Origin of the sequence: Streptomyces sp. NPDC050485, from assembly GCF_044458185.1 — a bacterium.
Classification (GTDB): domain Bacteria; phylum Actinomycetota; class Actinomycetes; order Streptomycetales; family Streptomycetaceae; genus Streptomyces.
Window position 1 is genome coordinate 546,127 of sequence record NZ_JBITHR010000004.1, and the last position, 11,918, is coordinate 558,044.

At 70.2% G+C, this 11,918-nt stretch carries 8 protein-coding genes and 3 pseudogenes; 4 read left to right on the forward strand and 7 right to left on the reverse strand.

Annotation, left to right across the window (positions count from 1 at the left end):
* The first annotated feature begins 184 nt into the window (after positions 1 to 184).
* Entirely contained in the window at positions 185 to 553 is a 369-nt protein-coding gene (locus tag ACIBK6_RS11720) for a hypothetical protein (protein ID WP_399050954.1), read from the forward strand.
* Between the two features lie 231 nt (positions 554 to 784).
* Here ACIBK6_RS11720 and ACIBK6_RS11725 read toward each other — a convergent pair whose 3' ends face one another.
* Positions 785 to 976 (reverse strand): acyl-CoA carboxylase subunit epsilon, encoded by a 192-nt coding sequence (locus ACIBK6_RS11725; RefSeq protein WP_399050956.1) that lies wholly within the window; start codon positions 974 to 976, stop codon positions 785 to 787.
* 346 nt (positions 977 to 1,322) lie between these two features.
* On the opposite strand from ACIBK6_RS11725, the pseudogene ACIBK6_RS11730 reads away from it, so the two are divergent.
* Positions 1,323 to 1,457: pseudogene (locus ACIBK6_RS11730) on the forward strand (NAD(P)-dependent oxidoreductase); the annotation flags it as partial.
* Positions 1,458 to 1,956: 499 nt separating this feature from the next.
* Here ACIBK6_RS11730 and ACIBK6_RS11735 read toward each other — a convergent pair.
* From ACIBK6_RS11735 to ACIBK6_RS11755, 5 genes and pseudogenes are all read right to left on the reverse strand, one after another.
* Entirely contained in the window at positions 1,957 to 2,259 is a 303-nt protein-coding gene (locus ACIBK6_RS11735) for a hypothetical protein (RefSeq protein ID WP_399050958.1), read from the reverse strand.
* A gap of 1,019 nt (positions 2,260 to 3,278) precedes the next feature.
* A pseudogene (locus ACIBK6_RS11740) lies at positions 3,279 to 5,886 on the reverse strand (FtsX-like permease family protein).
* Entirely contained in the window at positions 5,883 to 6,464 is a 582-nt protein-coding gene (locus tag ACIBK6_RS11745; RefSeq protein ID WP_399050960.1) for an ArsR/SmtB family transcription factor, read from the reverse strand. The pseudogene ACIBK6_RS11740 and the gene ACIBK6_RS11745 overlap by 4 nt, the downstream one beginning before the upstream one ends.
* Positions 6,465 to 6,833: 369 nt before the next feature.
* A complete protein-coding gene (locus ACIBK6_RS11750; protein WP_399050962.1) occupies positions 6,834 to 7,931 on the reverse strand; it encodes a hypothetical protein in 1,098 nt (365 codons plus the stop codon).
* Between the two features lie 53 nt (positions 7,932 to 7,984).
* Positions 7,985 to 9,064 (reverse strand): hypothetical protein, encoded by a 1,080-nt coding sequence (locus ACIBK6_RS11755; protein ID WP_399050963.1) that lies wholly within the window; start codon positions 9,062 to 9,064, stop codon positions 7,985 to 7,987.
* 518 nt (positions 9,065 to 9,582) lie between these two features.
* Here ACIBK6_RS11755 and ACIBK6_RS11760 point away from each other — a divergent pair.
* Both ACIBK6_RS11760 and ACIBK6_RS11765 read left to right on the forward strand, forming a co-directional pair.
* Positions 9,583 to 9,720, forward strand: coding sequence for a hypothetical protein (locus ACIBK6_RS11760; RefSeq protein ID WP_399050965.1), 138 nt, complete (start codon positions 9,583 to 9,585; stop codon positions 9,718 to 9,720).
* A gap of 127 nt (positions 9,721 to 9,847) precedes the next feature.
* Positions 9,848 to 10,776 (forward strand): annotated as a pseudogene (locus ACIBK6_RS11765) (TOTE conflict system archaeo-eukaryotic primase domain-containing protein).
* Between the two features lie 346 nt (positions 10,777 to 11,122).
* On the opposite strand, the gene ACIBK6_RS11770 reads toward ACIBK6_RS11765, so the two are convergent.
* A partial coding sequence (locus ACIBK6_RS11770; RefSeq protein ID WP_399050966.1) for an IS701 family transposase occupies positions 11,123 to 11,918 on the reverse strand: 796 nt, incomplete at its 5' end.

An 11,918-nucleotide genomic window follows, 5' to 3' on the forward strand; every position in this document is an offset into this window, starting at 1 on the left:
GGTGCCATGCACGTCGTGAAGGCCATAGAGATGCGGCCCCACAGACTCCCGCGTGATCCGCGTACGGACCACGCGCTCCTTCGCCGCGGGCAGGTGCCCGGTCAACTCATCTAGTTTTCTGCGGAGTTGGTTCACCCGCCCGAGCCTCGGCGGCACGTTGATCCCGCCCACAGCTCCGGAATAGGTGTGCGCCCCAGCGGCACACGAGAACGTCGACCTGGCACCCTGCGGACCTTCGCCCGCCGCGCCCTACCTGGTACGGCTGTTCACCTGTCCGGGCGGCGGTAGAGGTGACCGGCTCACCCAAGCGATACGCGGCAATGATGGTCGCGCTCAGCTGCCGGCGGGCCGCCCGCACAGCCAGCCGCACGACGACCTCGACCAACTCGCTCACGACCTCTACGAGGACCGCCCGGCGCAACGTCGCGCGTCCAGCACCCTCGACCATCTCCACCACCAGGCTCTCAGGGCCGCCGCGGACAGCGACGCCCAGGCTCTGATCGCCTCGTCGGTGATGCCGTCACCCTGGCTCGGGCCCTGCGCCGCGCGGTGACCGTAACCCACACCACACCGCGCACCTGAGACCATGGCTCGTCAACGGTGACAACCGCACCTCCGGCCTGGCAGCACCCAGGGCGACGCCCTCCACCCCGGGACCCGCCCGGCACCGCGCGGGACCTTAATCGGCCGACGTGACCGCGGTCTGTGGCACATGCCTGCCACGAGGGCCATCCGTGGCAGTACCGCGTGGCTGGCCCGGGACTGCCCCTCTCCAGGGATGAGATCAGGGTGCTGTCCGCCATGAGGTGGCGGGTACGTAGCGGTTCCAGGCGCGGTCCCAGTGCGCCCTGCGCACCGTGGTCTTCGGGGCGCTCTGCTGGGCCACTGCGTTGGCGAGTACGGCCAGGACCGCGGTGAGGACGGCGATGTCGACTGCGTCGGGGCAGCCGTGGTGGATACGCAGGTGAGGAGGCATCCGTCCAGACTGTGCCGATCGACGCGCGGTGACATCCGCAGTTGAGCCATTCCGGTCATCTCACGGTGCCGCCGACTGAATCCACCCGTGCCGGTCACAGGACACTGCGTGCCGTGCGGGAGAACGGCTACACGACCTGTGTACGGCCTCGCGGAGCAGCTTCTCCTCCGTGAGGGTGGCCGGATGCCGGGTGAGCCGAGCCGGTCACCCTCCGTACCGACGGCGGTGGCGGGCGGCGGGCGTGAAGCTTCTTGCCGGGGCAGATCGCGCCGAATCCAGCTGAGAACCTGTGGGAGTACGCCGAGGCGCATAAAAGTGAACGTCCTGGCCGCCGACGGGGGAGTGCGCCCCCGCCGACCTGAACGGCAAGGACGTGGCCAACCTGACCACAAACACCCCCGCCCAGGCCCGGCAGCGCGCCCGCTGGGCCGAGGAGCGCGGGGCTCGTTTCCTGGACGGCGGGATCACGGCCGTCCCCCCCGATGACAGGCCGACCGGAGGGCTCGATTTGCCGCCCTGCTCGCGGAATGGCTCGGCGCCATGTCCGGAGCCGCCCACGGCATTGCCGCCCAACTGGGAAGCGACCACTACACCGGGGGTGTCACCTCCAACCTCGCCATGATGACGGCGGCCAACGACACACTCCTGGCCACGGCGCAGGACCAGAAGGAGCGCCGCGGCTGCGGCGGGGGGTCCCGCTTTGGCATGGATCGGACTCCTTCCAGGAGTCGCAGCCACCGTGGAAACCGCCCCGCGTCCAGCTGTCCGTTCTGCCATGCGTCGAGCTCGTCGGTGACCCTGGAGATCGGGTCCGCTGGGACCTCGACGCCGTACGTGCCGGCCAGGTGCGAGCGGATGTACCGCACCGACATAGCCAGTCGTTGGACCCGGCGAGCCGACTGCGTGCTTGGGCGCCACCTGCGGCTCGAAGCTCCTGCGGCGGTCCCTCGGCACCGCCGGCGTGATGGCCCCGGCGTCGGTCAGTACCGTCTTCGGCGACGTGCTGTGTGCGACTGTTGCCCGAGCCGCAGCTCGCCGGACCGTGCTTCTCGCAACCGAGGTGCTCGGTCATCTCCGCGTCCAGGGCCCGTTCCAGCACGACCCGGGTGAAGCTCTGTGAGCAGGCCGCCCTCGCCCAGTAGGGCCGCACCTGAGGCGTCGGCGCGGTCCATCAGCCGCTCGACGACCGCGTCCACCAGCTTGTCCTCGACCGCCCCCTCGTCCACCCCCTTGTCCTCGACCGACTCGACCGCCTCGACGGCCGGGATCTCGTTGTCGTTCATGTTCCGTCCGCCCCGGCTGGTCAAGGCCATATGGGGACCCCGGCCAGCCTGTCGCCTCACGGACTTACGCGATCTTTCAGACATGCTCCTGTGGCCGGGGCGAGGGTGTAGATCAGGGTGAAAATGCCGCAACGTCGCGCTGGCACCCGGACCATGTTGGTTGGTGCACTACTGGCCGAGCAGGTGGGTGGCCTTCTGGGCGGCGAGGTCCAAGGCGTCGTTGAGGGCCCCGGGGCCGCGGCCTCCGGCGCTGACGAGGCGATCGGGCGGTCAAGGGGTTGCTGTCGGAGGGCGGTGACCGGGGCGCCGATCTCGCCCATGAGCGCCGACAGGCGGTCGGGGCGAGCTGGCTGGCATGCCCGGTGGCCTGTTCGGAGCCAGCAGGATGCCCGGTTGGTGGCGGTGCTTATGTTGTCGCGGTCTGCGACGTACTCCAGAAGCAAGGGTGCGACTTGGCGCGGGGACGGGTGGCCCGGCTGCACCGCCGCCCTGCTTATGCCTGCGTCGGCCGCTGGTGTGGCGAAGGCCCCACCCGCTCACCGCCGTCCGGATCAGCGCCCCGAACCGCCACGCTCGCCCCCACCCCGCTGCCCGCCGCACGGCGGACACCAACCGCGCGGGCCGCCGGGAGAGGTGGCCGCACCATGGACGACGGGGATGTTCAGGGTGGCGCGGACTGTGCGTGGAGTGCGCTTACACACGGCCTGGACGCCCCTCGCACTGCGGGCCTCGCACTGCTCGATGGGGGCGGCCCGTGGGCTGCAACTGGTGCAACTGGTGGGTCCGGTTGCCCGCGTTCACGCCGAACTGCGTGCGGACCGGTCGGCCCCGGACGCCGAAGCGGGCCGGGTGCGACGTGAAGCGCGACGTCATCCACAACGCCGTCACCCAAACGACCTGCCCCCGGTGCGCCGCGGCCCGTTGTGCGACCTGATCGGTGGTTTCCGGGCCCGGCGTGGCGAAGGGCTGCCGGTCAAGGCCTGGGCCGAGTGACTGGCAGCCCCTGCGGGCTGCCAGCGCTATTGCTTGGCGGTGGCGACCTCCACCGCGTTGACCTTCAGCGCCATCCGGCCGGGCAGCGCGGTGGCGACCAGGGCGAGCAGCCCGGCGGCGCCCACGACTGCCGTGTACGCCAGGGGGAGCACGGTCGGGGTGGCGCTGCCGGTCATGCCGACGCTGAAGGCGGTGAGGACGGCGAGGGAGATGCCGGAGCCGAGCACCGCCGCGATCAGCAGCACGGACAGGGCCTCGATCCGCAGCATGCGCAGGACCTGACGGCGGGTGGCGCCAGCGAGCCGCAGCATCGCGAACTCACGGAACCGCTCGGAGACCGACATGGCGAGCGTGTTGACGACCGCGATGGCGGTGAAGGCCAGGACAAGGCCCATGGCCAGGTAGTCGGCTTCGGAGCTGGACCGCTGTGTGTGAGCCCGGACCTTGTCGGCACTCGAAGAGGTGACGACGGAAACCCCGGGGAACTCCTTGACGAGCCCGACGAGTTCACTGTGCGTAATGGACTTGCCGGGCGGGCTGGCCGATTTGGCTTCCTTGTCGGTCGCGACGAGGACGGTGGAGGCGAGGGGGTTGTCCATGTGGTGTGCGAGGAGGTCGTGCGGGAGGGTCAGATCGCCGAACCCGAGCCCGCGTGCGTACACGGCCGCGACGGTGAACGTGGCGGGCGTCCCGTCACCGAGGGTGAGTTGGAGCGTGCTGCCGGGATGGAGGCCCAGCTGGTCGGCGGCCAGTTCGCTCACGGCGACGGCGTTGCGTGCGGCGGTGTTGTCCGCGGTGAAGCGCTGGATGCTCCCTCTGGTGACGTCCGGGTCCCAGGTGCGGTCGAGCCCGGCGGGCGTGACCCCTTGCGCGGTGTACTTGTCGAGGCCGACGCGGACCGTGGTGCGGACGACCTCGGTGGCGGCCAGGACCCCTTCGGCCGTACGCATCCGGCGCGCGGCCTCCCCGGGGACGCCGGGGCCATGCGCGACAAGGACCCAGTCGGCGTGGATGCCGTCGCGGGCCTGGGCCCGGGCCGCGTCGCCGAGGGTGGGCTGGACGAACAGGATCGTGCAGGTCATGCCGATGAGCAGGGTGAGCGGGGTGACGGCCGCGGCCATCCGCGCCGCGTTGCCGCGGAGGTTTGCGGTGGCGAGCTTGCCACCGGAGCCGCCGAGCCGGAGCGGTCCGGCGAGCAGCACTGCGGCCGCCTTGACAATGACGGGGCCGAGCAGGGAAACGGAGGTGGCGAGGACCACAACGGCCAGGAGCGTGAGGGGGGTTGAGGCGGGTTCGGTGTGCAGCCCGCTGAGGACGGCGATGAGGACCGCGCCGGCGGCGAGCAGGGCGAGACCGGCGAGGACGCGGCCCCAGGGACGGCTCCGCTCGACGGATGATTCGGCCATCGCATCGGCGGGCCGGATCCGCGAGATGCGGCGGGCGGAGATACGGGCGGCGCCCCAGGCTCCGAAGACGGTCGCGGCGAGGGCGGCGAACATCGGGAAGACGCTGACCGAGCGCTCCAGGGTGGCCGGGATGGCACCCATCTCGACGAAGCGTCCGTGCAGCCAGGCGCCGAGCGGCAGCCCGGCGAGCGAGCCGAGCGCGCCCGCGACCACACCGACCAGGAGTGCCTCGCGGCCGATCAGTTTGCGGACCTGTCTGGGGGTGGCGGCGATGGCGCGGAGCAGGGCGAGTTCGCGGTGGCGCTGCTGGATGGAGAGGGCGAAGGTGCCGACCACTACCAGGATCGCGACGAGCAGCGAGGTGCCGTCGATGGCGCCGCCCATGGAGACCAGCTTGGCACGGGCCCCGGCGGCGTCCAGGAACTCGACCGGCCCTCGCTCCTCCCCACCGGAGACTTGCGCGGTCCCGGCCGCGGTCCCGGCGAGCGCCTTGCGGAGGGAATCGGCCAACTTCCCTTCCTCTACGCCCCTTTTCGGGGACGATACCGATGGCGGAGAGCTGTCCCGGCCGGTCTGCGAGACGGGTGGCCTCGGCTGGGGAGAAGAAGAGCGCCGTCTGCCGGGGGAGCCGGCCGCCGGTCGGGGTGGCGATGCCGGTGATGGTGTACGTGCGCGGGGCCTGGGTGGACTGGACGGTGAGCCGGTCTCCGGGGGCGAGGTGCGCGCGGGCGGCGAGGGCCTGATCGATGACGAGGTCGCCGGAGTTCTTGGGCGCCTGTCCCTGGGTGAGGGAGAACGGGGTGAGCGGGGCGGACTCCCAACTGTGGCCGTAGGACGCCCGAGGCGCACCGCCGCCCGCGCCTGCGGGGATCAACGCCTGTGTCTCAAAGGTGAGTTCGGGTATCTCGGCCTTGACCCCGGGCACCTCGCGGACCGTCCGCAGAGTCTGCTCCGGCAGCCAGGCGCGCTCGGCGACCGGCTTGGCCTTGTGCTTGATCTTGGTCTTGCCCTTCTTCTCCGTGACCGTGGTCTCGTGGACGTTCTGGTCCGCGGAGACGATCAGGGGCGCGGCGGCGTAGCGCTCGGTGGCGATCCTCCCGCGCAGCCCGGTCTCCAGGAGTGTTCCGCAGGCTGTGATCAGGGCTGCGGCACACATCAGCGCGACGAAGGTACCGAGGAACCCGCCCTTGCGGTCTCGGATGGTCTGCAGTGCGTAGCGCAACATCATGACGCGCCCTCAGGAGCCGCAGCAGCGGGGGCAGGGGTGGGGAAGGCCATCAGCCGGGTGTGCACGGTGCGGGCACCGGCCGGGGTCCGGCCCTCGGGGCGCTTGTATGGGTTGAGGAGGGCGATGTACTCCTCGAAGAACTCGGCGAGTTCGGCCTCGGTGAGCCGGATGTCGCTGCGCGAATAGGCGAAGTCGTCCGTGGTGCCCGCCCGTTGGGCCTGCTCGAAGAGCTCGACGTCGGCGGCGTAGGCGTAGTGGTTCAGTTCGTCCATGACGAGCCGCATCTCGGGGGTCTGGCGACTGCGCGGCGGGAACCTCCGGTCCCCGGGCACGGCCCGCCACCAGCGTTCCCGGCGCGGACTCTCCCCCTCGGTGTCCTCCACGAACCCGTATCGAGCCAGTTCGCGCAGGTGATAGCTGGTGGCCCCGGTGTTCAGACCGAGGGCACGGGCGAGGATCGCCGAGGTCGCCGGGCCGTGCAGGGTCAGCTGCTGAAGAATCTGCTGCCGCCGCGGCTGCGCCAACGCCTTGAGCGCGGCCAACTCCGCGATCTCGGTCCCACCGGGTGTGTCTGCCATGCATACACACTCGCCTGTGCACACGCCCCTGTGCACTGGAGCGACCCGGCGTCCTCGGGGTGGGGTTAACCCCTGACTTCTAGGACGTGCCGGCGGGCTACTTGCCGGACGTAAACCGAAGTCCTATGTCGTCGGGGTGATGACTGGTGTGTTCTGCGGTGGGTGGCGGCAGTCGTTGGTAGCGGGTGTGGGCGGCTTCGGCCCTGGTGGTGGGGCTGGGCGGGCGGAGGAGTGGCCAGTTGGGGTTGGGATTCCCCACCGACTCGCCCGAGCTGCACGGCCGCGACCCATTCGAGACACCGCGGACGGAGGTCGGCCCCGGAGGTGACGTTCGGGCCTTCCCCCGTCAGGCGGGTCCACTCTGGGGAACTACCGGTCGTGCCCGTGCTGGACGTCCAGGCACAGTGCCCAGACGTCGGTGTAGCTGTTGGGGGCGGGTGATCCTCCGCTGTGGGCGGCGGCGGTCCAGTACGCCGGGCTGGAGCTGCTGTCGCTGGCCGGGGTGCCGGTGGCGTTGCTGGGGTAGCTGCCGTTGAGGTGGGGGCCGCCCGAACCCGCCTTGGTGAAGTCGGTCGTGTTCACGTTGCCTCCGCTGATGGCGGCGCCCCCGCTGACCAGTTCGCCGTCCCCGTCCTCACGGGAGCAGCCCGCCGTCACCTTCTGTCCCGTGGCGGCCGTGTTCGGGCCGCTCACCTCGCTGAAGTGGACCGTCGTGGAGACGTGCTTGACGTTGATGTCGGCCCCACTGCAGATTGCGTAGGCGTAGGTCATGTTGTTCTGGTCGCGTCCGCCGCCGATCCCTCCGACCGCCGTCCAGGAGTCGGGGTCGGTCTCGCCGTCGTCCGCGGCTATCTTGCCGAAGTGGTGCTCGGCGTCGTTGAAGGTGGGGAAGCTGGCGATCGGCTTGAGGCTGCCGACGCTGGCCGGGGTGGTCCGGGCGCCGCCACCGATCAGCACCGTGTCATCCGGGCAGGTCGCCGTCACGAGGCGGTCCGACAGCCCGCTGGTGGGTCCGGTGATCTTGTTCATGACCACCTGGGTGTGCCTGATCAGGTTGCTGTGGAGGCACATCGCGTAAGGGGTGGTGGAGAAGGAGGGGCTGCTGTGGCTCCCGCTTCCGCCGAACGCCAGCCAGTGCGTGGCGTCGGTGCCGACGATCCCGGGGGTGTCGGTGTACTCGGTGGTGCCGTCGGCACTGGGCGCCATGCCCATCACATGGTTGCCGTTGGAGCTCTGGTCGTTCCCGATGGCCTGGTCGGCCCCGCCGCCGGAGATGAGGCCGCCGGCGCAGTCCGCATGCGAGGAGACCCCGGTGAAGGGGGTCGCGGGGCCGATGGTGGCCCCAGGGGTGGTGACGGTGACGCCAACGGTCTTGGCGTACGCGGTTCCCGGCACCGCCACGGCCAGCAGGGCGGCCATGATCAACGCCTTGCCCGTGACGGAGCCCTGCCTGAGTTTCGCTCTCATCAGATTCTCTCTCCTGTGTGCGTGCGCACGGCTGGTTGTCCCGAACCGCTGTCTCAGACGCCGTCGTTGGCGCACAGCGCCCAGACGTCGGAGGAGGTACCGGCCGAGGCCTGGCCGCCGGTGTGGGTGGCGGCCGTCCAGTACGCCGCCGAGGTGGTCCCGTCGCCGACCGGGGTGCCGCCGGAGGTGCTGGGGAAGCTGCCGTTGAGGTGGTCGCCGCCCGAACCCGGGCCGGTGAAGTCGGTGGTCGTCACGCTGCCGCCGCTGATCGCGGCGCCGCCGGAGACCAGATTCCCGTCACCCGTGCCGCAGCCGACGGTCGCCGTCTGGCCGGTGCTCCCGGTGGTCGGGCCGCTCACCTCGCTGTAGCGGACCTTCACCGTGGCGCCGCTGACATTGATGCCGGTTCCGCTGCACATCGCGTAGGCGTAGGTCTCGTTGCTCATGTTGCCCGTGCCGTTGTCCCACCCGACGGCGGTCCAGGAGTCGGGGTTGGAGTCCCCGTCGGCCGCGGCCTTCTTGCCGAAGTCGTGTGCGGAGTCGTTGAAGGTGGGGAAGCTGCCGATCACCTTGAAGTTGCCCACACTGGCCGGGGTGGTCCGGGCGCCGCCGCCGATCAGGCGCGTGTTGGCCGGACAGGTCGCCGTGACGACGCCCACCGTCGCCGCGGTGGTGGGCGCGTTGATCTTGTTCATGACGACCTGGGTGTGGTTGATCAGGTTGCTGGCGAAGCACATCGCGTACGGGGTGGTGGAGAAGGAGGCGTTGGTCTGGCCCGCGCTTCCGCCGATGCCCAGCCAGTGCGTCACGTCGGTGCCGACGACCCCGGTGGTACCGGTGTACTCGGTGGTGCCGTCGGGGCTGGGCGCGGTGCCCATCACGTGGTTGCCGTTCACCCCCGTGCCGGTACCGATGGCCTGGTTGATCCCGCCGCCGGAGATGAGGCCACTGGCGCAGTCCGCGTGGGTCGATATCTCGGAGTCGATGGTGCTGGGTCCGCTGGTGGCCCCGGGGGTCTTCACCGTGACGCTCACGGTGTTGGCGTAGGCGGTTCCCGGCACTGCCAGGGCCAGTACGGCACCCAGGAGCAGCGTCCTGCCTGCGGCGAAGCGGCGCACAAGTCCTCTGTTCATGTGGATCTCCCCATCTGACGGGTGATAAGCGACAGGTGTTGAAGGCGGCATGGCGCGGCACGGAGTGGTATCCGGAAGGGGGCGCGTGGGTGCGGAATTGACACGGCATCACAACGGCTGCCTGCCTCGCGGATGTACGCCGCTCAGGGGCAGACCAAGGCCTGGGATCGACCTTCTCGCCACCCTGTCCCGAGCAGCGCATGCGGACTCTAACAGCCTTTTGATCCAGCATCTACATGGGAGTTTCGCGGTCTTGGATGGCAGATGCGGAATCGAAAGATGTGACTCCCCAGTAGCCGGAGCGCCCCCAGGTGCCCCCAGTGCGGAGGGGCGCGTTGAGTGGTGGGCCGACCGGCGCGCAGGTCTGTTTGACGAAGAGTGGGGGCGGGTGTGTGCGGGGGATGACCAGTTGTGGCACGGGCGGCAGCGGTACCGTGGCTGGCGTAAGGCGGAGTGACCGAGGAGCGGAACGCCTGACAGCGCAACCTGTGCATTCCGGCGAGCCGTTGCAGCCGCCCATGAATACGCTGCCGGAGCTGCGTGTCGCGTTGGCGGGGCTGAGTTCGCTGGGGATCCCGACCGAGTGGAAGAGCTTTGAGGCCGAGCTCGTCGGCACGCCGCTCGACCGGGTCAAGGAGCTCGCCGGCCGGTACTGAGCCCCCGCCGGTGGGTCAGTTCCAAGGCCGGCCGGACCGGGGTGGAGTCCGGCTGAGGAGAATCCGCTCGACGGGAACAAGGACGAGGCGGACCGGGTGTTCTGGCCGCTGACCGACGAGACCGTCTATGGCCATCTCGATCCGTCCCGGCAGGGCCGCAGTGCACATCGGTTTATACCCGCTGCCGGCCGACGACACCTGCCGCCTCATCGCCTGCGACTTCGACGGCAAGGACAGCGGCGACTGGCGTGGCGATGCCGCCGCTTACGTCGCCGTCTGCCATGAGGCGGGCGTGCCCGCCCTGCTGGAGATCTGCCGCTCCGGGGCCGGTGGCACGTGTGGACGTTCTTCACCGCGCCCGTCGCCGCGTCCACCGCCCGTGCGCTGGGCATGGCCCTGGTGCGGCGTGCGATCGATGCCTGCGGGCAGACGGCACTGTCCAGTTACGACCGGCTCTTCCCCGCCCAGGACTTCCTGCCCACCAAGGCCAAGGGCAGCTTCCGGTTCGGCAGCCTGATTGCGCCGCCCCTGCACGGTGTCCCGCGCGATCTGGCCGCCTTCCTTGACCTTCGCGACCGGCAGGTCGGCTCGCTCGGCGGCGGTAAGGACCGCCGCACCCACACCATCGATCTGATCATGCGTCAGACCCTTTCCCACCGGGATGCCCCCGACGCCCTCCTCGACGGGTACGGGCTGGTCATCGTGGACGAGTGCCACGCCGTGGGAGCGCCTGGTGCCGAAGCCGGGAGGGTCGTGCTGGAACCGGAGAACGAGCGCCGGTCGATGGTGCTCCGCGGCGCGGTCGGCGCTTGGTGCGGTCGACGTCCCGTGCGGTATCCCGCGATGCCGCGGACACCCCATGCTCTCGCGCTGCGTCCGTGGCGGTTTCTCGGCCTGGTTTTGAGTAGCACGGCTGCACGGCGCCGGAGGGCCGGCCTTGGACGGGTACGGCTCTTTCTGAGTGAGGGGGCGTCGGCAGTCCTTGAGCGGGTGGCGCCTCGCATGGTGTTGGCGGCGATGGGGGCGCAGGCATGGTGGCGTCCGGTCAGGCGGTGATCCAGTGGTCAGAGTGTCAGGGTGCGCCAGCCCTGGGTGATCCGGTCCCGGACGGCGTTGGTGTCCGGGAGCGGATCGGGCCCGTGGTGGGCGGTCAGCAGTTCCGCCAGGGCGGTGCCGTCCGCCGGGCGTTGTTGTGCAGCGCTTCCAAGGGTGTTGTCAACTTGTGGTGCTGGGTGGGTGGTTGGGGTGTGATTGGGGCAGGTCTGCCTGAATGGCCAGCCGTCGTCAGGCGGCCGCAGTGGAGCCGGTCGGTCCCTAGTAGGACTCCGTTAGGTCTGTCTCGATCTTGGGGTCCTGCTGGGCAGGGGTTGTTGGCAGGTGGTGCAGATGCCGGTCCAGCACCTCAGGGTGTTCTGGAGGGTGTCGAGGACCTGATAGAGGGTGAGGCTGGCCCGGGGGCTTTTGGGGACAGGCGTTGTTCGGTGAGGAAGGCGTGGGCGGCGGTGACGAGGGTGACGTGGTGGTGCCAGCCGGGCCAGGAACGGCCTTCGAAGTGGTCCAGGCCCAGGCCGTGTTTGAGTTCGCGGTAGTCGTGCTCGATGCGCCAGCGGACCTTGGCCAGCCGGACCAGGTCGGCCATCGGGGTGTTGGCCGGCAGGTTGGACAGCCAGTAGTCGGTGGGAGCCTCGGCGTCTTCGGGCCATTCGACCAGCAGCCAGCAGTCGGGCAGGACCCCGTCCCACCAGCCTTGTTCGGCCGAGGCTGCGGCTTTGATCGGGCGCTGGACGGCTTTGCCTGCCGGACGCACACGTGCGGCAGCGAAGCGGGAGCGTAACTCTCCTCGCGAGCCTTGCCGCCAGGTGAGGGTGGTGTAGGCCTCTCGCTCGAGTCCCGCGGCAAGGGCCGCCACTGAGGGGGCCCGGTGGCGGTAGCGGGGCTGGGGCCGGCAACCGATGGGCCCGTTGCGGGCCGGGGCCTCAGGCTTCGCGTCGAACGGGTGGGCCGTCACATCGGCCCGGATGGCGAGCACGTAGGCGAGTTGGCGGTCGTTGAGTGCCGCCCGCAGGTGTCCGTTGGTGCCGTAAGCGGCATCGGCCACCACCGCCGGCGGCGTCATCCCCCAGTCGGCGAGGGTGTCGAGCATGTCCAAGGCCAGACGCCGCTTCTCCCGATGCGTGACCCCGGGCGGGATGTTGGTC